We start from the raw sequence: 22,375 nt of genomic DNA on the forward strand, positions 1-22,375 counted from the left end.
GGCGGAGCCTTTGCGGGCTCCGTCTGAAGCTGCCTGGCACCCTCCCACGAGCAGCAACATCACCTCCTTAGATTGCCGCTTGCAGATTGAGGCATAAAGCTCAGATGCAATATTCCGACCTCCGTGATTTCATCAAGGGCCTGGAAGAGCGCGGTGAGCTCAAGCGTATCCAGACCCCTGTATCCCCCGTTCTCGAGATGACCGAGATTTGCGACCGCACCCTGCGCAAGGCCGGCCCCGCTCTGTTGTTTGAAAACCCTACCGGTTTTGACATGCCCGTGCTCGGCAACCTGTTCGGTACCCCCAAGCGTGTAGCGCTGGGCATGGGTGCTGAGGATGTCAGCGAACTGCGCGAAATCGGCAAGCTGCTGGCGTTTCTCAAGGAGCCTGATCCGCCAAAGGGTTTGAAGGACGCCTGGTCCAAGCTACCGATATTCAGAAAGATCATCTCCATGGCGCCCAAGGTCCTGCGTGACGGGCCCTGTCAGGAAGTAGTGCTGGAAGGCGAGGATGTCGACCTGGGCACCATACCCGTACAGACCTGCTGGCCCGGCGATGCGGGCCCGCTGATCACCTGGGGTTTGGTGGTCACCAAGGGGCCGCACAAGGATCGCCAGAACCTGGGCATCTATCGCCAACAGGTCATCGGCCGCAACAAGGTCATCATGCGCTGGCTGAGCCATCGGGGTGGTGCGCTGGATTTCAAGGAGTGGTGCGATAAGCACCCTGGCCAGCCATTCCCGGTGGCCGTGGCGCTGGGCGCTGATCCGGCGACCATTCTTGGCGCCGTCACGCCTGTGCCAGACAGCCTCTCCGAATATGCCTTTGCCGGCCTGCTGCGCGGCCAGCGCACCGAACTGGTCAAATGCCGCGGCTCTGAGCTGCAGGTCCCGGCGGGTGCCGAAATTGTTCTGGAAGGGGTAATTCATCCCGGCGAAATGGCCGAAGAAGGCCCCTTTGGTGATCACACCGGTTACTACAATGAGGTGGACCGCTTCCCGGTATTTACCGTCGAGCGTATTACCCGCCGCGAAAAGCCCATTTACCACAGCACCTATACCGGCCGCCCGCCGGATGAGCCTGCGATTCTGGGCGTGGCACTGAACGAAGTGTTCGTGCCCATTCTGCAAAAGCAGTTTCCCGAGATCACCGACTTCTATCTGCCGCCCGAAGGGTGCTCGTATCGAATGGCTGTCGTCTCGATGAAGAAGCAGTACCCGGGCCATGCAAAACGGGTCATGCTCGGCGTCTGGTCCTTCTTGCGCCAGTTCATGTATACCAAGTTCGTTATCGTTACCGATGATGACATCAACATTCGTGACTGGAACGACGTGATCTGGGCCATTACCACGCGCATGGATCCCAAGCGCGATACCGTGATGATCGACAATACCCCTATCGACTACCTTGATTTTGCCTCGCCGGTATCCGGTTTGGGCAGCAAGATGGGCCTTGACGCCACCAACAAGTGGCCCGGTGAAACGACCCGCGAATGGGGTGTCGCGATCAGCCAGGACCCGGCTGTTGTGCAGCGCGTTGATGCAATGTGGGCCGAGCTGGGAATTGATTCATGAAAGTCACGCTACAACCCTCCGGGCATATACTCGAATTGATGCCCGGCGAGCGCATTCTGGATGCGGCCAAACGTTTGGGCTTCGATGTCCCGCAGAGTTGCCGCAACGGAAACTGCCATATTTGCGCAGCCAATCTGATCAGCGGCTCCGTTCGCCAGACTGGTGACGACGCGGTGCAGCACAGCGGTGAACTCTATACCTGCGTTACCGAACCGCTCAACGATTGTGAGCTGTACTGGGAGAATGTGTTAGGTCCGGGGGAGCTGCCACTGCGCAATCTGGCGTGCCAGCTGATCGATGCAGAACTGATTGGCGCCGACGTCTGGCGGATCCGCCTGCGCCCGCCGGCGGGCAAGCCGCTACGCTATCACGCTGGCCAGTATCTTCTGCTGGAGCGCCCGGACGAGCAGGCCTCGGCCTTCTCGATCGCGTCCGATGTGGGCGAGGAGCGCGTCATCGAACTGCATATCTTGGTGCGCGAACACTCCGCGTGGACGCTGGTGGAACATATCCGCCGCGAACGCATGGCGCGCGTCAGGATGCCCTTTGGTGACGCCCACCTGGGAGACCTGCCAGACCGGCCGTTGGTGATGATTGCTGCCGGCACCGGCCTGGCGCAGATGCAAAGCATGATTCAGCACGCCATCCGCACCGGCTTCACACATCCGATTCATCTGTATTGGGGTGTGCGCAACGGCGCCGACTTCTACCAGGCGCCGTACTGGAATGATTGGCAGGCCGCGCCGAATGTCTACCTGCACAAAATCGTCAGCGATGACCCGGGATGGTCCGGGCGTCAGGGTTTGTTGCCTGAGGCAGTGTGTGAGGATCTGTCTGATCTGGAATGCTACGAGTTCTACGTCAGTGGCTCGCCCGGAATGGTCTATGCCACGCTGGACGCGCTGGTAGCAGCAGGGATGCCGGAGCAGCAGATGCACTCCGATGTATTTGCCTACGCGCCTCGGGACTGAAACATCAGCTGCAGCGCCTGCGCCGCAGCCACGTCAGCGCCATCAGCACCAGCAGAGCCACTATCAGTAAAACGGCAGTCGCCAGCGTCAACGGATAGCGCTGGGTCAGATGGTTGAAGATGGCTTGATGTGGCTCCTGTGGATCGAGCAGCACCTGTACCTGACTCCCTTCGGCCAGCTCGTTGAGCCCACTCAGCCTATCCAGTGCTCCCACCGGAATAAAGACCAGATACTGACTGGCCTGCCAGCGGTAACGCACGCCCAGTTCACGGACCTCGCCGAACAACGCACCAGGGCCCAGGCGCTCCGTCACCACCGTTGCTTCGGCTGGCTGATAACCAATGCGCTGGCGGCTTTCCCACGAGCCGATCAGCAGCAGGAACACCACCAGAATAATCAGGCCACGCCGCACTGCCCGCCGCAGAACGACATTTGATCCATGCGTCTGCACCCTGCCTAGTCCGCAGTGCTGGTGCCCAGGCGCGGCAAGGGCAGCGCTGGCAAATCATGCATCATCAAACCAAAACCCTTGCGCTGGGCCAGCCGGCTAGCTGCGTCATCGCCCATATGCTCGAGTAGACGCACCAGTTCTGCACAGGTCTGGATATCCGGCTTGCTGGCGAAACTTGCCTCGAGGTAGGTTCTCGCCTTGCCCCACAGGTTATTGCGCAGCGCCAGCCGGCCCAGCGCAAGCAATAGCGTGGCATCGTGCGGATGTTCGTTCAGCCACTGCTCAGCCGTCGCCAGCTGGCGCGCCGGATCTTTCCCAGCCACCAGACCATAGTGGTGTACCAGACGATCGCTGAAGGCGTGCTTCAGCGCAGCGCGCAGAATCTCTTCCGCCTGAACACCGTTACCGATGGCGTGCAGCTGCAAGGCGTAGACCTCCACCAGCCTCGGATCCTGGCGCAGCGGCTTGGGCATCTGATTCCAGATTTCGTTGAGCGGGTTGTCCTTGCCCGGCTCATAGTGAATGCCACGCAGACCTGCCTGGGTGAGCAATTCGGTATAGACGCGGTATTCAAGCAGCTTCAGCTCTTCAGGACGCAACACCTCGTGCTTGCGCAACTCGGGTAGCAGCTGCTGCAGGCGCTCCCAGTCCTCGAGCCGGGCATACAGCTGGCTCATCAATTTGAGCGCATAGAGATGACGCGGATGGTCCTTGCGCACGCGCGTCAGGGTAGCCAATGCCTGCTCCAACTGTCCGCGCGCCATTTGCAGCTGGGCTTGAGTCACGGCAATGGCGACGTCCGCCTGGGGCGTTGTCTCATGCGCTTCGCGCAGTAGGTTGTCACATTCGGTAAAGTCTTCCAGCTCATTGGCGGCGCGGGCGGCAGCGAGGTAATTGATCAGCGGCTGCTCGGCGTGGGGTGCGGAACGTTTGAGCAAACGCAGTGAATTGGCCCAATGCCCCTCAGCGAACTCAAGCAGACCACGGGTGGTCACCACGCCGGCTCGGCGATGCCGATTCTGTCGCGACCAGGGATTGATCCGCCTGCCAGAGGCGCTCAGCAGCCGGAATACGGAGCGCAACAACGCAACGAGTAACCAGAGTCCCACGATGAACGCGACACCTACCCAGACACTGGTTTCAATCGACAGGTTGCGCCAGGCGATCAGCAGATAGCCGGGATCTTCGGCAACCGCCATGCCCAGCACGGCGGCCACCAGCAGAACGACCAGAATGGCAATGTAGCTCTTACTCATTGCCGCTCTCCCCGGCGCTATCGCCACGCTCGCCATTGCCGCCATTGCCGCCGCGCTCACCGTTGGACTGACTCCGGCGGCTATCCATATAACTCGCCAGGGCTTGCTGCACGGGCGCGACATCCGGCGGTGTCAGCGCTACATCCTGTTCGGCAACCGCTGCGAGCTGCTCTCGCAGTGTGCTGACTTCCGGATTATCCAGCTCGAAGAAGCGCTCCAGCACCGAATCGGCCTGTTCAAGACTGGACTGGAAGATCTCGGCTTCGCCACGAAGTGCAGCCCATTGCGCTTGCTCGATAGCCAGTTGAAGTGTGCGCCGGACCCGGTTCATCTCGGCGGCAGTAAGCTGAGGTGTGATGACCTTGCCGCGCTGGAAATCAACCCGCACATACCGCTCAAGGCGCGCCATCACACGGTCAAACCGGCTCTCCCCGTTGATTGAATCCTGCTCAGCGGCTGCCTCCTCAGGGCTGAACTCCCGAACCGGCAGCGCGACAATCTCATTGACGCGATCATGCAGCGCTGCCAGACGCAGGTAGATGCCTGGGCGGTCAATCTCGGGCAGGTTTTCCAGCTGCGCCTGGAATCGCGCGAGCTCTTCACGCACAGCAAAAACGCCGCTGTCAGGCTGCTCGCGGAGAATCCGGTCTACCAGCTGCAACAGCTCACCGGCGGACTTGACGTCCTGCGCCGCGAGCAGCCGCAGCGATGCCAACCGCAACATGTATTCCGCTTCATCCAGCTTCCAATTGGCGTCGGCATCGCCCTGCATCTCCTCTAGCTGCTGGGACAGGGCCTGCTGGCTGCGCTGCAGATCAGCCGCCAGACGCCGCGTTTCGTCAACCTCAGCGCTGGATGGCACATCCTGCAACTGCTTTTGCGTTTGCTCGCGCAGCTGTCGGAGCGACTGCTCCTGATCGGCGGCGAGCTCATCGAACCGTGAGTCCAGGGTCGCGGACATATCCGGCTCTGCTCGATCCTGATACCACTGCCAGCCACTCAGCCCGAGCGCACTCAAAGCGACCAGCAACGCCAGCGCGGAGAGACCGCGACCGCCACCGGAGCCAGACGTTGAGGTATCCCGGGGTTTGACCGGCGGCGGCTTACCCGCGCCACCGTCCTTGGCCTTGACGCTTGGCTCTGCGGGTTTGGCTGCGGCGGTTTTTTCCGCTTTGGAGGCATCGTCCTTGGCAGGTGCGGCGTTAACAGGATCTGTTTTAACAGGGTCTGTTTTGACAGGGTCTGTTTTGACAGACTCTGTCTTCGCGGCCGCCGTGACAGGGGGTTCGGATACCGCTGAAGACGCTGGCGAGTTGCTCGGAGCGGATACCGGGGGTGAACTGGTTCCGGTTGCAGCCTGCTCGGGTTTGCCGGCAATCGTTGTTTCCGACACCTGTGGTTTTTTTGTCCCGGCTTCATCGCTCCGGTCGTTCTTGTTAGGTCCTGTCGGTTCCACGCTTGTTCCCCTTATCGCGTCAGCGGATGAGCGGCTACTGCCGCCAATACTGCGGAATCGTCCGCGCCGTCGCATACTATGATGTCGTTGCAGCCAAGTGTTTGTGCCCGGTCGGCAACGCGTTGGCTCGGCACCCAGCAACGCCAGGTGCTCTGCTCACGCCAATGCTCGCCCGCCGCCGTGTACCAATGTTCAAGTCCTTGCCCGCTCGTCAACACGATGCCTCGTGCGCCAGCCTGCTCGGCAGAAGCAAGCGCCGCGGCCAAGCCGTCCGGCGACTCGCGTCGATACAATTCAAGATAATCCACTTGTCCGCCCGCTGCCCGGACATGATCGGCCAAATGTTCACGGCCGCCGACGCCGCGCCAGACAAGTACTTTGAGTCCCGGGCGGGCCAGCAATTCATTCCAGATGGGCAGACGCAGCAAGGCTTCGCTGTCCTGACCTGCTTCGGGAGTATGCACCGGCATACCATAGGCGCGCAGGACGCTGGCAGTGGTCTCACCGACAGCGAACCATTCGATCCCTTCCGGCAGCTGCGGCCAGCAGGCATCGAGCCGTTCCAGACCCAGACGGGCCGCGACCGGACTCACCACCATCACCGCCTGATAGCGGTCGATGTCGAGCATCAGTCGCTGCTGATCCGGTGTCTCGTCCAGCGCGTCGATACGCAGCAAAGGCACGCTCAGCGCAGGAATACCAAAGCGTGCAAGTTTGCTCGCCAGACGCTGATTGTCAGCGTCCGAGCGGGTCAACAGCACCGCTGCGCTCACTCCGGCGCAGCCCCCAGATAGACCGCATCAAGAATGGCCTGGGCGCCCTGGGACAGCAGATCTTCCGCGACGGCTATGCCCAGTTCTTCCGGCGTACCCTCCGGGCCGCGAGCCTCAGCGGTCAGCAGCTGCGTGCCATCCGGATCACCGACCATGCCTCGCAACCAGATCTCGCCGTTCTGACGCTCTGCATAACAGGCGATCGGGACCTGACAGCCGCCGTTCAAGCGGCTGTTCAGCGCGCGCTCAGCACGCACCCGCAGTGCGCTGTCTTCGTCGTTGAGCGGTGCCAGCAGCGCGTGCAGCTCGGTATCATCGGTACGGCATTCGATACCCACCGCGCCCTGACCACCTGCTGGCAGGCTCTCTTCCGGCGGCATGGCATACCGGATGCGATCGTGGAAGCCCAGCCGCATCAGACCTGCAGCGGCAAGGATAATGGCGTCATAATCACCGGCATCCAGCTTGGCCAGACGGGTATTCACGTTACCGCGCAGGAAATTTACCTTCAGATCCGGACGCCGCGCCATCAGCTGTGCCTGGCGGCGCAGACTGGAGGTGCCGACGATGCTGCCATGCGGCAGGCTGTCGACGCTCTCATGATGGTTGGAAACAAAGGCGTCGCGGGGATCTTCACGCTCACAGATGACGTACAGGCCCAGCCCCTGGGGGAACTGCATAGGAACGTCTTTCATGGAATGGACGGCAAGATCGGCTTCGTTCGCAGTCAGCGCCGCTTCGAGCTCCTTGACGAACAGGCCCTTGCCGCCAATCTTGGCCAGCGGCGAGTCCAGCAGTTTGTCGCCGCGACTCACCATGGGAACCAGCGATACGCTCAGTCCGGGATGTATTGCTTCAAGACGTGCCTTGACGTATTCGGCCTGCCACAGGGCCAGTGCGCTCTTGCGGGTGGCGATTCGCAGTTGTCGACTCATGGGATTCTCTTTCAATGCCAGCCTGCATGATACGCCATGGCTGTACGGGCATCCATGCAGAAGGGATCCGCGTCACAGCTGCTCCATCAATTTGCGCACGCCCGGCACATGTCGCCGGCTCACGGTAAGGGTTTCGTCCGGCAAACCTTTCAATTGAAGATGGAAGTGGCCCATGGCACTGCGCTGCAGCCGCTCGATACGATTGCGCGCGACCAGTGCGTTGCGGTGGATGCGCACAAAGTAGTCGCCGAACTCGTCCTCAAGGGACTTCAAGGGCTCATCCAGCAATACCTCGCCCTCGAGGTGCCGCAGGGTTACGTATTTGTGATCGGCAATGAAATACAGCACGTCTTCGATGGGCACCAGCTCCACACCGCGGCGCGTGCGCGCACTGATATGACTGCGCGCCTGATGGGTCGCGTCAGTCACGGCAGCCTTGCCCAGGTTGGCCAGCTGCAGCCGGTTGGGCTTTTGCGCCTTGGCCAGGGCATTGGCCAGATCCTCGCTGCGCACTGGTTTGAGCAGATAGCCGACGGCACTGACCGCGAATGCATCCAGCGCGTACTCACCGTGGGCCGTACAGAACACCACAGCTGGCGGATCGCTGAGCTCGCACAGTTTCGCCGCCGTTTGCAGCCCATCCAGTCCAGGCATCCGGATATCGAGCAGCGCAATATCCGGGTGATGCTCTGCGATGAGCTTCAGCGCCTCCTGTCCATTGGCGGCCATCTCGGGCACCACACTGTACTCCGGCAGCGCAGCGACCAATCTGGCCAGACGCTCGCGGGCTAGGGGTTCATCATCGGCGATAAGTACTTTCATGCCTTAATGACTTCTCTGGTGAGTTGGCGTTTGGTTAATACAAGGATAGACCAGCTTGCTGAAGAAGCGCGGACCGTCTCGCCAGATCTCGACTTGGGACTGAGGACCAAAGAGTGCAGCGAGACGTGCTCTTATATTCTGTAGTGCCATGCGCGCCCCCTGGTGGCTATCTAGTACCTCTGGACAACTATTGGAGACTTCCAGTTCAACCCGACCATTGACATAGGCCGCATAAATACTGATGTCACCGCCCTCCAGACGGGGCGATAACCCGTGCAGGATGGCATTTTCCAGTAACGGTTGCAGTGTTAGTAATGGCATCGGCGTGTCCAGCGGCAGCGAGTCGGTGCGCCAATGCACCGCCAGGCGCGGCCCCAGGCGGTACTTTTCGATGCGCAGATACCCTTCACACAGACGCTTTTCCTGCGCCCAGGTGGCGACACCCTCGGCCTCGGAAAGGTTGGCACGGAACAGGTCAGCGAGGTCCAGCACGGCATTCTCCGCCTGCTGCGGCTGACTACCGATCAGGCTGACAATGCTGTTGAGGCTGTTGAACAGAAAGTGCGGCCGAATGCGCGACTGCAAGGACTGCAGGCGCGCCTGCAATTCCGCCTGCACCTGCAATTGCCGCTGCTGATGCAGATAGAAATAACGCAACAGCAGGCTGGTCATGATCAGGGCAATCAGACCGTGGCGAAGCAGCAGATCGACACGCAGGGGTGGCGCACCGGTCATGCCGTGCTGCAATACCCATTCGGCCAGCACAGTGAACAGCAAAGTCAGACCAATCACCACTGCGTAGCAGGCAGCAATCGCCAGCCACAACGGGCGTCGTTGCATCCAGGGCCGCAGCCGACACAGCAGCGCAGCGGACAGCAGCACGATCCACTGCACGAACAGCGACGCCATGGCCAGCTGCAACCAGTCGAACCCGCCCACCCCCGGTTGCGCCAGCACCCAGAGCATCACCACCAATTCGGCCAGTACCACCAGGGTGAAGACCGCCATCGATGAACAAAGGTCCGGAAGGAAGAAATCATCCCCCCCGTGGGGCTTTTTCAGCAACGACCAGATTCCATTCTTCATTTGGCGCGTCTCCATTAGCAACCAACAACCATCAGCCGACCGGCATCGTCCAAGCCTGTGATGGTATGCTATGCGTCTTCAAATTGTCAGCGGATCGATCCGACACATGAGCCAAGATCAGACTACCAACCAATCCTGGGGTGGCCGTTTCAGCGAACCGGTCGACGCCTTCGTGGCCCGTTTCACCGCTTCGGTGGATTTCGACAAGCGCCTCTACAAGCACGACATTCAGGGCTCCATTGCCCACGCTACCATGCTCGCCCGCGTTGGCGTGCTCACCGATGCCGAGCGCGACACCATCATCGAGGGTCTTGAGGCGATCCGCAGCGAAATCGAGGCCGGTGAATTCGCCTGGAGCGTCGAGCTTGAAGACGTGCACATGAACATCGAGGCCAGACTGACGGCCCGTATCGGCACCACCGGCAAGAAACTGCACACTGGCCGTTCACGCAACGACCAGGTTGCCACTGACATCCGTCTCTGGCTGCGCGATGAGATCGACTCGATTCTCGGGGAACTCAAACGTCTGCAGACCGGCCTGCTTGATCAGGCAGAAAAGCATTCAGCGGTCATCATGCCGGGCTTTACCCATCTGCAGACTGCCCAGCCGGTCACCTTTGGCCATCATTTGCTGGCCTGGTACGAGATGCTGGTGCGCGACAGCGAGCGCCTGCTCGATTGCCGCAAGCGCGTCAACCGCATGCCTCTGGGCAGCGCGGCTTTGGCTGGCACCACCTATCCGATCGACCGCAGCGTCACCTGCGAGCTGTTGGGCTTTGACGCCGTTTCCGGTAATTCGCTGGACGGCGTGTCTGATCGCGATTTCGCGATTGAATTCTGCGCTGCGGCGAGCGTGGCGATGATGCACCTGTCGCGCTTCTCCGAGGAACTGGTGCTGTGGACCAGCTCGCAGTTCAACTTCATCGACCTGCCGGACCGCTTTTGCACCGGCTCCTCGATCATGCCGCAGAAGAAGAACCCCGACGTGCCCGAACTGGTGCGCGGCAAGACTGGACGGGTGTACGGCCACCTGATGAGTTTGCTGACGCTGATGAAAAGTCAGCCGCTGGCATATAACAAGGACAATCAGGAAGACAAGGAGCCGCTGTTCGACGCAGTGGACACTCTGCGTGACAGCCTGCGCGCCTTCGCCGACATGATTCCTGCGATCGAGCCCAAGGCAGACGTTATGCGCGAAGCGGCGCTACGTGGCTTCTCCACGGCCACCGATCTGGCTGACTATCTGGTTCGCCGCGGTCTGCCCTTCCGCGATTGCCACGAGATTGTCGGGCATGCCGTGAAGTACGGCGTGGACAACAAAAAGGATCTGGCCGAGATGAGTCTGGACGAGCTGCGCCAGTTCAGTGACCAGATCGAACAGGACGTGTTCGAGGTGTTGACACTGGAAGGCTCGGTGAATGCCCGCGATCATATCGGCGGCACCGCACCGGCTCAGGTATTGGCAGCAGTTCAACGTGGCCGGGAATTGATTGGCCGCTAACCTGTCTCAAGACCATACAGCCCCTGGAGGATGTGTCATGTCAGAACAGGACCGACCACGTTATCGCGTCAGCGCCGACCGGGGCTCAGCCAGCCGGCGCGTACGTTACGTTGAAAGTAGCCATCCGGATGATGGTGCCTGCACTATCTGTCAACTGGATGAGCTGGCTGAAGCTGAAGAGCAGGAAGCGAAAGCCGCCAGTAAAAAAAGCGATACAAGCGGCTCCAAGGCTCCTGGCACGAAATCCGAGCCCTGAAAAACAACTGGCGCTAACGCGCCGGTTGCTGCTGGGTGATGCAATGCACATTACCACCGCCAAGCAGAATTTCCCGCCCGGGCACCATCACCACCCGCCGCTCCGGAAACAGCTCCTGCAGAATGTCCAGTGCGGCCTGATCCTCGGGCTCATCGAAACCGGGGACCACTATCCCATCGTTCACGATCAGAAAATTAACGTAGGATCCGGCCAGGCGAATGGACGGATCGCGCGGCTGCGTACCCGTTACCCGATCAACGCCGACACATTCCTCAGCGGTCGCATATAGCGGACCGGGAATCGGCATGCGGTGCACGACCAGGTCTCTGCCCTGCGCATCACGGCTGGCTTGCAACACTTTAAGCGCCGCGTGGCAGCGCTGATAGTTCGGATCATCCTCATCGTCAGTCCAGGCCAACAGCACCTCGCCGGGGCGTATAAAGCAGCAGAAGTTGTCGATGTGGCCGTCGGTCTCGTCATTGAACAGGCCATAGGGCAACCAGATGACCTTTTCGATATTCAGATAATCCGCCAGCATGAGCTCAATTTCCTGACGCGCCAGCTCGGGATTGCGGTTGGAATTCAGCAGGCATTCCTCGGTGGTCAGTACCGTTCCTTCACCGTCCACGTGAATCGCGCCGCCCTCCAGCACAAAGCCCTCAGTGCGGTAACGCGGGCAGCGCTCCAGGCCGAGGATCTTGTCCGCCACCTGATCATCGCGCTGCCAAGGCCAGTACAGCCCGCCGTTAAAGCCGCCCCAGGCGTTGAACGTCCAATCGACGCCGCGTAAACCACCCTGCCCGTTAATGACAAAGGTCGGACCGGTATCACGCACCCAGGCGTCATCCGAGCTGATTTCGATCACGCGGATACCGGGATGATCCAGCTGCAGACTGGCATTTTCATACTGCGCCGCGGACACACAAACGGTAACCGGCTCGAAACTGGCGATAGCCCGTGCCACCTCGGCAAAGGCAGCCTGCGCCGGCTTCGCACCCATACGCCAATTGTCGGTGCGCTCCGGCCAGACCATCCAGGTCTGTGCATGGGGCGCCCATTCGGCGGGCATGTGAAAGCCATCGTGACGCGGCGTGCTGTGCAAACTGTACATAAGCGATCAGGACTCCAGTGAACCATCCAGCGACTTGATGGGCCCGTACAGATTCGGGCGGCGGTCGCGGTATACACCCCAGGCGCTGCGGACATGCTCCAGCTGGTCCAGATCGAACTGCTGCACCAGCACCGCTTCGTCCGTCTCGTTGGCTTCCTGGACCTTCGCGCCAAACTGATCGGCAATGAAGGACGAGCCATAGAAGGTAATGTCGTAGCCGTCCTGTTCTTCCAGCCCGATGCGGTTGCTGGCGACCAGCGGCATCAGGTTGGCGCCAGCGTGACCCTGCTGCACGCGCTGCCAATGATCGCGCGAGCTGATGGTCGGATCATGTGGCTCGCTGCCGATCGCGGTCGGGTAAAACAGAATTTCCGCGCCCATCAGCGCCATGCTGCGGGCCGTTTCGGGGAACCACTGATCCCAGCAGATCCCCACACCAATAGTGGCATAGCGGGTCTTCCACACCTTGAAGCCGGTATCACCGGGATTGAAGTAATACTTCTCGTGATAGCCGGGACCATCAGGAATGTGGCTCTTGCGGTACACGCCCAGATTGCGACCGTCCGCATCAATGATCGCGATGCTATTGAAACGCGCGCGACCAGCCAGCTCGAAAAAGCTGATCGGCAGCACCACTTCCAGCTCCTTCGCCAGTGCCTGGAAATGCGCGATCGCAGGATTCTGGTCGACTTCTGTCGCAAGTTGCAGGTATTCCGGATTGGGTTTCTGGCAAAAATAGGGCGTCTCGAACAATTCCTGAATCAGAATAATCTGCGCGCCCTTGGATGCGGCCTCACGAACCAGGCGCTCTGCCTTGGCAATATTGTCCTGGCGATCCCAACTGCAGCTCATCTGGGTAGCGGCGACGGTAACAAGGCGGGACATGGCTTTCTCCGGCAAATGACTGAATGAACAAAGCATAACTCATCGGGCTAGCCAGGACCGAGCGATCGGACGCGCCATTGGCGATTGTCCGGCTGCTTGGCGCAGACGCCGCAAGCGCTCGTTACCCGGGAAATGCTGGGCACCGCGTCACACCCAGACGTCAAACGGATTGTTCACTTCCAGCAATGTCCCTAGGGTCTAGCCTTCTGCAGTAATACCCGCCAAAAGGAGCTTGGCATGTCAGGCAAACCCGCCGCCCGGATGGGCGACCCCACCCAGTGCCCAAAAGACGGTCACGGCAGCAATGCCATTGTCACCGGCTCGACAGATGTACTCTTCGACGGCCAGCCCGCCGCCCGCCAAGGCGATCAGACGGCCTGCGGAAGTGCCATCGAAGGGGCAGTGATTCCCTCAGTGTTAATCAACGGGCGTCCGGCTGTGGTGCTGGGCAGTACCGGCAGTCATGGCGACGTGGTAATTGGCGGCTCCGGCACCGTGATCATAGGGGGCAATGTCACTACGACAACCGCTACCGGCGTGAGCGACGCAACCTCCGCTCCATTGGCCGCTGCGGGTGCTGCCAGCCTGCTCGCCCCGGACCTGAACGACACCGCCGGGCCACTCAGAGAAGACACGCTCATCGACGGCGTACCCTACTCTCGGGATGAGGAAGAAGAGGCGGAAGAACGCGAGCTTCCCGTGCAGCAGCGCATCACCTTACGCGTGGGCATGTTTTTCGACGGCACCGGCAACAACCTTGGCAACGCGGCGCTCACCGCAGAGTGCCGACGCCAGGATCTGCAGGAATTCGACGAACAGACGCTGAGCCATATCCGCCAGCTCTGCGAGACTTATGACTACCGTGACACCACTGGTGACGGTCGCTTCGACCAGTTACCCGGTAGCAGTTACGGGAACGAGCAGAGCAATGTGGCGCTGTTGTATGACCTGTATGAGGACCAGAGCGATGCGGTGGTGGAGCCAACCGCCGTACAGGCAAACCTGAAGGTCTATATCGATGGAATTGGCACCAAGGGCGGCAGTGAGGATTCCACTTGGGGATTAGCCTCTGGGAAAGGCAAGACGGGCATAGTCGCTCGGGTTGCGGAAAGCCCTTCTTTGGTGACCGGAACGTTGCGTAGATTAGTCAATGGCAACCCGAATCTCCTGATTGAGAAGATCGAGTTCGATATTTTCGGATTCAGCCGTGGCGCCGCCGCGGCACGGCATTTCGCAAACGAAGTGCTTAAACCCAATGGCGGAGTACTCGCCGCCCATCTGAATCATGACTTACCAGCCCTGGCTCCCGAGTTCGGCTGGCCGACCCACGCCTGCATTAATTTCATCGGTCTTTTCGATACGGTAGCAGCCATCGCCGATCCACTGCGCGGCAATATAAGCGTGGGGGACAGCCGTAACCCCGGAGTGAACCTTTATTTGCCACCCGGTTGCGCCCGAAAAGTAGTGCATCTGACTGCAGCCGATGAACATCGCCACAATTTCAGCCTTAACCGCGTGAATGACGCGCATGAGGAATTGGCACTGCCCGGCGTGCATTCTAATCTCGGTGGTGGCTACCCACTTCTAATTCGGGAACGTATCTTGATCGGCAGGCCCCGTCTTTTTCGCGATGCCTATTATTCAATGCAAAGCATCGACAAGGCGAGGCTTGAACGATCTAGAGAGTGGCGGGCTCGCGCAGAAGAAGAGCGTCAGCTTCTAGAGAGAGGATTGCCTGGAGAAGGTGAACTGATTCCTCTGAATGTTCGTTTGCCAGTGCCTGGAAATGGCCGTAACAGCCAGGGATCAGAAAATATGCTTCTGGCGTTAGGCCTTGATAGACCAGTACATGGAGAATTATCAAGAATTGCGTTGCGGGTAATGCATGCGAAAGCCACGCAGAACAACGCACCGCTGGGTGCTATTGATGACGACGACCAACGAATGACTATACCCAGCGACTTGCAGCATATAGCCAACAAGGTGATGGCTTCAGTAATCGCAAGTGAAAACGTGCTTTTGAATGACTTAGAAAAGCAACTGTTGCACAGCAAATATATTCACTGCTCTGCCAATTGGACCCCTGTCAGCGGGTTACTGGTGAATAAGCCAAGAAAGCAGAACAAGCGGGCCGTCTATCCAGACCGGCCACAGAGGGGCTACCCGGCATGAGGAAGATCCTGATTGTAGTTGGGCTCCTGATCAGTTTGACCGCCTGCGCCAGTAAACCCGCACCCAACCCTCTGCGGCCGCCAGCACCTGAGCTGCCATACCGGACCTGGGAGATAGGCTTGTTAGCACCCAATTATATGGAGGTCTGGGCCGAAAGCGTGGATGTGCTGGATCAGCGCGGGTTGGCCTATTTCCGAGTGCACGGGGGCGTTTCGGCCATTCAGAACCCTCCGGGTAATCGTGGCAATCCAAAGGGTTGGCCAGCCAGACCAGGAGCCGGAGCAACCCGCCCTATGACCGGCATCGATCTACCAGAAATCGTCTTTGTACGCTGGCAATCATTAGCCGAACCGCAAACCTACCGCGTAGCAATTCCTATCTCTGAAGAAAATCGACAGGAGATGCTCACCCCCTACACCGCTTTCTGCCGCTTTGATGGCAAGCACATTCAGGATTACAGGAAAATCATAACTATCGGCCTGGCTCCCGGAGGCATTGCCAAGGCATGGTTGAGCGGTGATTGTCTTGAGCCTCTAGAACTTGGCCGATTCACGGGTTCAATCCACCCGGAGGGCCCCTATGATGGCACATCAAACGGACGACACCGACCCCTTTCGCCCATAGCGAAAGATTACGTTGATACTCATGAAATCCCGTTCGGCAGCTGGTAAATCACAAGCGCCATATCACCAACCAGCTGGTGCTCGGCAAGCCATCGCTGATCAACGTCTGCAGCCGAACGGCGAAAAGATTCTGCTAAGTCAGCTCCAACGGGTTCTGACGATAAAACGCGACCAGATGGCCATACACCGCCGGCCAGGCAGATTGCAGTGAGCGCGGTGACTCGAAGAAGGTTTCGGAGAGCACAGCAAAGAATTCGGCGGGGTCTTCCAGTGCGTAGCTGTCTATGGGCAACCGCTGGCCGAGTTCGGCACGGTGCGCCAGGTCATTCCAGGCGGCGGACAGGTCGCACTTCCAGGCTGCAGCGTCCATATCGGCATGCAGCGGTGGCGCGCCATTAGCGGAGGCGCTGCGCATGTCGAGGGTATGCGCCAGCTCATGAATAACCACGTTGTAACCCTGGTGTCGGCCGGCGGCCAACACATCCTGTAGAGACAGCACGACCGGCCCGCGTTGCCAGGCTTCACCGCTACGCGCGCTGGTCTCTTGATGAACGATGCCAAATTCATCCTGCCAACTGTGATCGGCCACGAACGGGCCGTCGTAGAGGATCAGGGTCTGCCAGCCGTCGTACCACTCCAGACCCAGCCCCAGAACCGGTACCGCAGCCATGCCTGCGATCCGAAGACGCATGACGTCACTGATTTCTACTCCACCCACCCCTACCAGATGTTTGCGCAGGAGCAGTCGCAGCGCCGTTTCACGCAACCAGTTACGTTCCGATTCCGAATAACGGCGGTATACGGACCAGTCCCCGAGCGCTTCGTGCCAGAGGTTGGCGGAGATATCCAGAAGCCTGAGCTTTCGGTCCTCGCGCCACTGGCTCAACCGTCGCCACACGCCTGGTGGTGGGCGCTGCGCCAATGCCATGTCTTTGATAATCAAGGTTTCAACCGTCCGGCCTTTATCGCAGAGACCATAGCACGCGCATACAAAAATCCCGCCACGGAGGCGGGATTCAGGTCGCGATGTTCAGCGCTCAGACGGTGTGCAAGTACCACATGTATTCAAGGTCTGAGATAGTCCGCTCGAACTCCTCCTGCTCGCTTTCCTTGCACAACACGAACACATCCAGATACTCCTCGCCGATGTATTCCTGCATGACCTTGGAGTGCTCCAGCAAGCGCAACGCGTCGCGCAGGTTGGTTGGCAACGAGGCCTCGTGCTGATCGTAGGCGTTGCCTTCGGTCATCGGCGGCGGCTCGATCTTGTTGGTGATGCCGTAGTGGATCGCCGATAACAGTGCTGCCATCAGCAGATACGGGTTGGCATCAGCGCCAGCCAGACGATGTTCAATACGCATGTTCTCCGGATCGCCGCCGGGAACGCGTACCGCTACGGTACGGTTGTCGACACCCCAGGTCGGCGCGCAGGGCACGAAGAAGCTGGGGCTGAAACGTCGGTAGGAGTTCACGTTGGGGCACAGGAACGCCATGTACTCCGGCAGCGTTTGCAGCAGGCCACCAATTGACCAGCGCAGCCTGTCGCTGAGGCTGCCATCGGGGTTCGACGCAAAGATATTCACACCATCCTCGTCGATAAGGCTGACGTGCACGTGCATGCCGTTGCCGGCCTGATCGTAATACGGCTTGGCCATGAAAGTGGTGTCCATCTCATGGTCATAGGCAACGTTCTTGATCACGCGCTTGAGCAGAACGTTGTAATCACAGGCCACCACTGGATCGTCGACGTGGTGCAGATTGACCTCGAACTGGCCCGGTGCGGATTCGGCCACAATGGCGTCAGCGGGGATGCCCTGTTCATGGGCAGCTTCGATGACGTCCTGCAGGAATTCGGCGTACTCGTCCAGGTCATCCATGGAATAAACCTGTACCGAATTCGGCCGCTTGCCAGACATGGGCGAGCGCGGCGGCTGCGGCCGACCGGTAATGTTCTCCTGATCGATCAGATAGAACTCCAGCTCGAAGGCCGAAACCGGCTTCAGGCCCAGCTCGCTGAAACGCTTGACGATGCGCTGCAGCACATAACGCGGGTCTGCGAAAAACGGCGTCTTGCGGTCCAGCTCATACATGGTCATCAGCAGCTGGGCGGTCGGGCGCTTCTGCCAGGGTTCCATATACAGCGTGCCGGGGATCGGCAGACAGATGCGGTCGGCATCGCCCATCTCCAGTCCGAGTCCGGTTTCCTCGACGGTCGTGCCTTGGATGTTCAGGGCGAATACAGAGGCGGGTAACGCGATGCCTCTTTCAAAGGCTTTCATCAGAGCAGAGCGATCAATACGCTTGCCGCGGACGATGCCATTCATATCGGCAATCAGCAGATCAATAAAGTGGACTTCCGGATGCTCGGCAAGAAATGCCTCAGCTTCCTGGATACTGGTTACCGTTTCAGTTATCGGCACCAAAGTATCCGCTCCGGGTTGGGGTTGCATGGGTTGTCACCTGTTGTTTGTAAAATATATCAACCACAGTGGTTATAGGGTCAGAGTAAATCCGAAAGGCCAGATCGAGTCAAGCGAGCCAGGGCCTTGTAATCAGGGCGTGACACCCTGTTTTCCCCGCTATTTATGCGGGCTGGACGGGGTGTTTCGGGTAACGAACAAAGGTGCTGAGAGGGCTTTTGTACCGGCTACTTTTGTTGCTATTGTATGAAAAATTGAACAACAATCCGCACACGGCCACCAGCTCAGAGCCTAACCATGTCGCCTCAGCACAAACCTCTTATCGGTATTTCCTGTTGTACAGACAAGACGGGGCTGCATCCATTCCATATCGCCGGAGAGAAGTACATCCTCGCGGTAGTCAATGGAGCCGACGGCCTGCCCCTGCTGATACCCGCACTCGGTAGTCGCATTGATACCAGCCAATTGCTGGACACCTTTCATGGCCTGCTGTTTACCGGCTCGCCGTCCAACGTTGAGCCGCATCATTATAAGGGTGCTCCGAGTGCCGAGGGTACCCATCATGATCCGCAGCGCGACGAAACGACACTGCCTCTGCTGAGGGCTGCGATTGAACGTGGCGTACCAGTGCTCGGCCTGTGTCGGGGCTTCCAGGAAATGAACGTCGCCTTCGGCGGCACCCTGCATCCGCGCCTTCATGAGGTGACGGGCTATATTGAACACCGCGAGGACAAAAGCCAGCCGGTGGACATGCAATATGCTCCGGCACATGACGTGCGCATCGAGCCGGGGGGCCTGCTTCATCGAATCTCCGGCTGCAGCACGGCTCAGGTCAACTCCCTGCATACACAGGGCGTGAAGGATCTGGCGCCCGGGCTGCGGCCTGAAGCATTCGCACCCGATGGCCTGATCGAAGGCTTCTCTGTCATTGACGCGCCCGGCTTCGCGCTGGGTGTGCAATGGCATCCGGAATGGAAAGTAACCGAAAACCCTTTCTACTCCGCTATATTCAATGCGTTTGGCGACGCCTGCCGGGCCTACGCTGCCCGGCAACTCTGAGGATTTTATGGATCACATCGAAAGCTGGTTGAAGGAACGCAAGATCACCGAAGTCGAATGCATGGTCAGCGACCTGACCGGCATTGCCCGTGGAAAGATCGCACCGACACTCAAGTTCATTTCGGAAAAGGGCATGCGTCTGCCCGAAAGCATTCTGTTGCAATCGGTTACCGGCGACTACGTCGAGGACGAGATCTATTACGACCTGCTGGATCCCGCCGATATCGACATGATCTGCAAGCCGGATCACACCGCTATCTATCTGGTGCCCTGGGCCATCGAGCCGACCGCGCAGATCATCCACGATTGCTACGACAAGAAAGGCGTACCGATCGAGATGGCGCCGCGTAACGTGCTGAAAAAAGTGCTGAAACTGTACGAAGAGAAAGGCTGGCAGCCTATTGTGGCGCCGGAGATGGAGTTCTATCTGACCAAGCGCAACGAGGATCCGGACCTGCCGCTGCAACCGCCAATCGGCCGTTCCGGCCGCCAGGAAACGGGCCGCCAGTCATTCTCCATTGATGCGGCCAACGAGTTCGATCCGCTGTTCGAGGACATGTACGACTGGTGCGAAGCCCAGGGGCTGGATCTGGATACATTGATCCATGAAGAAGGCACCGCGCAGATGGAAATCAACTTCCGTCATGGCGACCCGCTGCACCTGGCTGATCAGATACTGGTATTCAAGCGCACCATGCGTGAGGCGGCGCTCAAGCACGATATTACGGCCACCTTCATGGCCAAGCCGATCACCAACGAACCCGGCAGCGCGATGCATTTGCACCAAAGCATTCTTGACCTGAAAACCGGCAAGAACGTGTTTTCCAATGCTGACGGCTCGATGAGCAAGCTGTTCCTGTATCACATCGGCGGCCTGCAACGGTACATACCCGAAGTGCTGCCGTTGTTTGCGCCTAACGTGAATTCCTTCCGCCGCTTCCTGCCCGATACCTCCGCGCCGGTTAACGTCGAATGGGGTGAAGAAAACCGAACTGCCGGGCTGCGCGTACCTGACTCGGATCCGCAGAACCGGCGCGTCGAGAACCGCCTTCCAGGCGCGGACGCCAACCCCTATATCGCTATCGCCGGCAGCTTGCTGTGCGGCTATCTGGGCATGATTGGCAAGATGGAGCCGTCCGCGCCGGTCAAGGGCCGCGCCTACGAGCGACGCAATCTGCGTCTGCCCTTTTCGCTCGAGGCCGCGCTGGAACGCATGGAGCAATGCACGGAAATATCCGAGGTACTGGGTGAGAAATTCTGCCGTGGTTACGTATCGGTCAAACGCGTGGAGCATGAGAACTACAAGCGGGTCATCAGCTCCTGGGAACGTGAGTTTCTGCTATTGAGTGTCTGATGAAATCAACCGCTGCAGCCACCACCATGATATCGCGCGGACTCCCCAGATCAGGGCCGCGCCAGCACGCAGTAGAGGATTTTGCATGAGCTCTGAGAGCACTTACACCACCGCGCAACTTCAGGCGCTGGACACCGCGCATTACTTGCACCCCTTTACCGATCACAAGGATCTGGGAGAGCGCGGCACGCGGATTATCGAGCGCGCCGAGGGTGTCTATCTATGGGACAGCGAGGGGCGTCAGATACTGGACGCCATGGCTGGCCTGTGGTGCGTCAATATCGGTTACGGCCGCCGGGAGCTGGCCGAAGCCGCCTTCAAACAGATGATCGAGCTGCCCTACTACAACAGCTTCTTCCAGTGCGCCAATCCGCCCGCGGTAAAGCTTGCCGCGGCGATCGCCGAACTCGCGCCGCCGCACATGAACCACGTGTTCTTCACTGGTTCAGGCTCGGAAGCCAACGATACCGTGCTGCGCATGGTGCGCCGTTACTGGGACCTCAAGGGCAAGCCCGGCAAGAAGACCATCATAGGCCGGATCAATGGTTATCACGGCTCCACCGTCGCCGCTGCGAGCCTGGGCGGCATGGCGCCGATGCATGCCCAGGGTGATCTGCCGATCCCCGGAATTGTGCATATCGCGCAGCCCTACTGGTTCGAAGAAGGCGGCGACATGACGCCAGACGAATTCGGCATCTGGGCGGCGCGGCAGCTGGAGGAGAAGATTCGCGAGCTGGGCGAAGACAAGGTCGCGGCTTTCATTGCCGAACCCATTCAGGGCGCCGGCGGCGTGATTGTTCCACCGGCCACCTACTGGCCGGAGATCAAGCGCATTCTCTCCGAACACGACATTTTACTGGTTGTCGACGAAGTCATCTGCGGCTTCGGCCGCACCGGCGAATGGTTCGGTAGCCAGTATTTCGACCTGCAGCCTGACCTGATGCCGATTGCCAAGGGCATGACCTCAGGCTACCTGCCCATGGGCGGCGTGATCGTTGGCGACCGGGTCGCGCGTACCCTGATTGACGAAGGCGGCGAGTTCTTCCACGGCTACACCTATTCCGGCCATCCGGTGGCTGCTGCAGTGGCGCTGGAGAACCTGCGCATCTTGCGCGACGAGAAGATCGTCGATTACGTGAAAAACGAAGCGGCACCCTATTTGCAGAAGAAAATTGCCGAGCTGGCCGATCACCGGCTGGTGGGTGAAGTGCGCGGCGTAGGGTTGCTCGGTGCGATCGAGCTGGTGAAGAACAAGGCAACCCGCGAGCGCTTTGCCGAAAAAGGCAGCACCGGCTCGCTGTGCCGCGACATCTGTGTCAGTAATGGCCTGGTGATGCGGGCGGTAGGCGATACCATGATCATGTCGCCACCACTGGTGATCAGTATTGCCGAGATTGATGAGCTGGTTGCCAAGATCCGGCTGTGCCTGGACCTGACCGCAGAGCAATTAGGGGTCTGACACACGCATACGAGTATCGGAATACAGGCGCGTCGCATAGAATCCTCAGCCCGGCGCTGCACGGAAAAAAGGCAAAGAACGGCTAAGCTGCTCATTGCCGGTTCGGTTTGATACCGACACCGTAGGAAAGGAATTGATAATCGAGGTCGGACGCGTGTCCGGCTTATAACAAGGCAGGCAACATACTGTGGCTGGAGCCTGCACAGGAGGC

20 protein-coding genes are annotated in these 22,375 nt (G+C 59.5%); 9 read left to right on the plus strand and 11 right to left on the minus strand.

Annotated features, from left to right (window positions below; genetic code table 11):
* Window positions 1-104: 104 nt before the first annotated feature.
* A complete protein-coding gene (gene ubiD / locus FHK95_RS11470) occupies window positions 105-1,574 on the plus strand; it encodes a 4-hydroxy-3-polyprenylbenzoate decarboxylase (protein ID WP_150304766.1) in 1,470 nt (489 codons plus the stop codon).
* Window positions 1,571-2,545: a 2Fe-2S iron-sulfur cluster-binding protein gene (locus FHK95_RS11475; protein ID WP_150304767.1), complete on the plus strand. Its 975-nt coding sequence runs from the start codon at window positions 1,571-1,573 to the stop codon at window positions 2,543-2,545. The genes ubiD and FHK95_RS11475 overlap by 4 nt, the downstream gene beginning before the upstream one ends.
* Before the next feature lie 4 nt (window positions 2,546-2,549).
* Here the strand turns inward: FHK95_RS11475 and FHK95_RS11480 are convergent, their stop codons facing one another.
* The 7 genes from FHK95_RS11480 to FHK95_RS11510 form a co-directional block, all read right to left on the minus strand.
* Window positions 2,550-2,996 (minus strand): DUF3592 domain-containing protein, encoded by a 447-nt coding sequence (locus FHK95_RS11480; RefSeq protein ID WP_150304768.1) that lies wholly within the window; start codon window positions 2,994-2,996, stop codon window positions 2,550-2,552.
* 5 nt (window positions 2,997-3,001) lie between these two features.
* Window positions 3,002-4,252 (minus strand): heme biosynthesis HemY N-terminal domain-containing protein, encoded by a 1,251-nt coding sequence (locus FHK95_RS11485; protein ID WP_178114767.1) that lies wholly within the window; start codon window positions 4,250-4,252, stop codon window positions 3,002-3,004.
* Entirely contained in the window at window positions 4,245-5,708 is a 1,464-nt protein-coding gene (locus FHK95_RS11490; protein WP_178114768.1) for a uroporphyrinogen-III C-methyltransferase, read from the minus strand. Before FHK95_RS11490 ends, FHK95_RS11485 begins: the two co-directional genes overlap by 8 nt.
* Window positions 5,709-5,719: 11 nt before the next feature.
* The gene (locus tag FHK95_RS11495) at window positions 5,720-6,481 is read right to left on the minus strand and encodes a uroporphyrinogen-III synthase (protein ID WP_150304771.1); all 762 of its coding nucleotides are present in this window, start codon (window positions 6,479-6,481) and stop codon (window positions 5,720-5,722) included.
* Window positions 6,478-7,416, minus strand: a complete 939-nt coding sequence (gene hemC / locus FHK95_RS11500) for a hydroxymethylbilane synthase (protein ID WP_150304772.1) — start codon at window positions 7,414-7,416, stop codon at window positions 6,478-6,480. Before hemC ends, FHK95_RS11495 begins: the two co-directional genes overlap by 4 nt.
* Window positions 7,417-7,488: 72 nt before the next feature.
* Window positions 7,489-8,238 carry a LytR/AlgR family response regulator transcription factor gene (locus tag FHK95_RS11505; protein WP_150304773.1) on the minus strand — a complete coding sequence of 250 codons (750 nt, stop codon included), beginning with the start codon at window positions 8,236-8,238 and terminating at the stop codon, window positions 7,489-7,491.
* 3 nt (window positions 8,239-8,241) lie between these two features.
* Complete coding sequence (locus tag FHK95_RS11510; protein WP_235906768.1) at window positions 8,242-9,324, minus strand: sensor histidine kinase; 1,083 nt, start codon at window positions 9,322-9,324, stop codon at window positions 8,242-8,244.
* Between the two features lie 106 nt (window positions 9,325-9,430).
* Here FHK95_RS11510 and argH point away from each other — a divergent pair, with 106 nt between their 5' ends.
* Window positions 9,431-10,825, plus strand: coding sequence for an argininosuccinate lyase (gene argH / locus FHK95_RS11515; protein ID WP_150304775.1), 1,395 nt, complete (start codon window positions 9,431-9,433; stop codon window positions 10,823-10,825).
* Between the two features lie 37 nt (window positions 10,826-10,862).
* Window positions 10,863-11,081: a hypothetical protein gene (locus FHK95_RS11520; protein WP_150304776.1), complete on the plus strand. Its 219-nt coding sequence runs from the start codon at window positions 10,863-10,865 to the stop codon at window positions 11,079-11,081.
* Window positions 11,082-11,094: 13 nt separating this feature from the next.
* Here FHK95_RS11520 and aguA read toward each other — a convergent pair whose 3' ends face one another.
* Together aguA and aguB are read right to left on the minus strand one after the other, a co-directional pair.
* A complete protein-coding gene (gene aguA, locus FHK95_RS11525; RefSeq protein WP_150304777.1) occupies window positions 11,095-12,192 on the minus strand; it encodes an agmatine deiminase in 1,098 nt (365 codons plus the stop codon).
* A 6-nt stretch (window positions 12,193-12,198) separates the two neighbouring features.
* A complete protein-coding gene (aguB, locus tag FHK95_RS11530; RefSeq protein ID WP_150304778.1) occupies window positions 12,199-13,077 on the minus strand; it encodes an N-carbamoylputrescine amidase in 879 nt (292 codons plus the stop codon).
* Window positions 13,078-13,314: 237 nt separating this feature from the next.
* Between aguB and FHK95_RS11535 the strand changes: the two genes are divergently transcribed.
* Window positions 13,315-15,249 (plus strand): PAAR domain-containing protein, encoded by a 1,935-nt coding sequence (locus FHK95_RS11535; RefSeq protein ID WP_150304779.1) that lies wholly within the window; start codon window positions 13,315-13,317, stop codon window positions 15,247-15,249.
* Window positions 15,246-15,920, plus strand: coding sequence for a DUF2931 family protein (locus FHK95_RS11540; RefSeq protein ID WP_150304780.1), 675 nt, complete (start codon window positions 15,246-15,248; stop codon window positions 15,918-15,920). The genes FHK95_RS11535 and FHK95_RS11540 overlap by 4 nt, the downstream gene beginning before the upstream one ends.
* Window positions 15,921-16,005: 85 nt before the next feature.
* Here the strand turns inward: FHK95_RS11540 and FHK95_RS11545 are convergent, their stop codons facing one another.
* On the minus strand, window positions 16,006-16,815 hold the full coding sequence (locus tag FHK95_RS11545; protein ID WP_206668570.1) for a M90 family metallopeptidase: 810 nt from the start codon (window positions 16,813-16,815) through the stop codon (window positions 16,006-16,008).
* A gap of 94 nt (window positions 16,816-16,909) precedes the next feature.
* Entirely contained in the window at window positions 16,910-18,322 is a 1,413-nt protein-coding gene (locus FHK95_RS11550; protein ID WP_150304781.1) for a glutamine synthetase family protein, read from the minus strand.
* Window positions 18,323-18,589: 267 nt separating this feature from the next.
* Between FHK95_RS11550 and FHK95_RS11555 the strand changes: the two genes are divergently transcribed.
* From FHK95_RS11555 to FHK95_RS11565, 3 genes are all read left to right on the plus strand, one after another.
* The gene (locus tag FHK95_RS11555) at window positions 18,590-19,351 is read left to right on the plus strand and encodes a gamma-glutamyl-gamma-aminobutyrate hydrolase family protein (protein ID WP_150304782.1); all 762 of its coding nucleotides are present in this window, start codon (window positions 18,590-18,592) and stop codon (window positions 19,349-19,351) included.
* Window positions 19,352-19,358: 7 nt separating this feature from the next.
* Window positions 19,359-20,705: a glutamine synthetase family protein gene (locus FHK95_RS11560; RefSeq protein WP_150304783.1), complete on the plus strand. Its 1,347-nt coding sequence runs from the start codon at window positions 19,359-19,361 to the stop codon at window positions 20,703-20,705.
* A gap of 85 nt (window positions 20,706-20,790) precedes the next feature.
* Complete coding sequence (locus FHK95_RS11565) at window positions 20,791-22,164, plus strand: aspartate aminotransferase family protein (protein WP_150304784.1); 1,374 nt, start codon at window positions 20,791-20,793, stop codon at window positions 22,162-22,164.
* Window positions 22,165-22,375 lie beyond the last annotated feature (211 nt).

Source organism: Pseudomonas saliphila (genome assembly GCF_008638345.1).
Taxonomy (GTDB): Bacteria; Pseudomonadota; Gammaproteobacteria; order Pseudomonadales; family Pseudomonadaceae; genus Halopseudomonas; species Halopseudomonas saliphila.

Coding starts and splice junctions, on each gene's coding strand:
- ubiD (WP_150304766.1), top strand. CDS start 105: ATGCAATATTCCGACCTCCGTGATTTCATCAAGGGCCTGGAAGAGCGC.
- FHK95_RS11475 (WP_150304767.1), top strand. CDS start 1,571: ATGAAAGTCACGCTACAACCCTCCGGGCATATACTCGAATTGATGCCC.
- FHK95_RS11485 (WP_178114767.1), bottom strand. CDS start 4,252: ATGAGTAAGAGCTACATTGCCATTCTGGTCGTTCTGCTGGTGGCCGCC.
- hemC (WP_150304772.1), bottom strand. CDS start 7,416: ATGAGTCGACAACTGCGAATCGCCACCCGCAAGAGCGCACTGGCCCTG.
- FHK95_RS11505 (WP_150304773.1), bottom strand. CDS start 8,238: ATGAAAGTACTTATCGCCGATGATGAACCCCTAGCCCGCGAGCGTCTG.
- FHK95_RS11510 (WP_235906768.1), bottom strand. CDS start 9,324: ATGAAGAATGGAATCTGGTCGTTGCTGAAAAAGCCCCACGGGGGGGAT.
- argH (WP_150304775.1), top strand. CDS start 9,431: ATGAGCCAAGATCAGACTACCAACCAATCCTGGGGTGGCCGTTTCAGC.
- FHK95_RS11520 (WP_150304776.1), top strand. CDS start 10,863: ATGTCAGAACAGGACCGACCACGTTATCGCGTCAGCGCCGACCGGGGC.
- aguA (WP_150304777.1), bottom strand. CDS start 12,192: ATGTACAGTTTGCACAGCACGCCGCGTCACGATGGCTTTCACATGCCC.
- aguB (WP_150304778.1), bottom strand. CDS start 13,077: ATGTCCCGCCTTGTTACCGTCGCCGCTACCCAGATGAGCTGCAGTTGG.
- FHK95_RS11535 (WP_150304779.1), top strand. CDS start 13,315: ATGTCAGGCAAACCCGCCGCCCGGATGGGCGACCCCACCCAGTGCCCA.
- FHK95_RS11540 (WP_150304780.1), top strand. CDS start 15,246: ATGAGGAAGATCCTGATTGTAGTTGGGCTCCTGATCAGTTTGACCGCC.
- FHK95_RS11550 (WP_150304781.1), bottom strand. CDS start 18,322: ATGCAACCCCAACCCGGAGCGGATACTTTGGTGCCGATAACTGAAACG.
- FHK95_RS11555 (WP_150304782.1), top strand. CDS start 18,590: ATGTCGCCTCAGCACAAACCTCTTATCGGTATTTCCTGTTGTACAGAC.
- FHK95_RS11560 (WP_150304783.1), top strand. CDS start 19,359: ATGGATCACATCGAAAGCTGGTTGAAGGAACGCAAGATCACCGAAGTC.
- FHK95_RS11565 (WP_150304784.1), top strand. CDS start 20,791: ATGAGCTCTGAGAGCACTTACACCACCGCGCAACTTCAGGCGCTGGAC.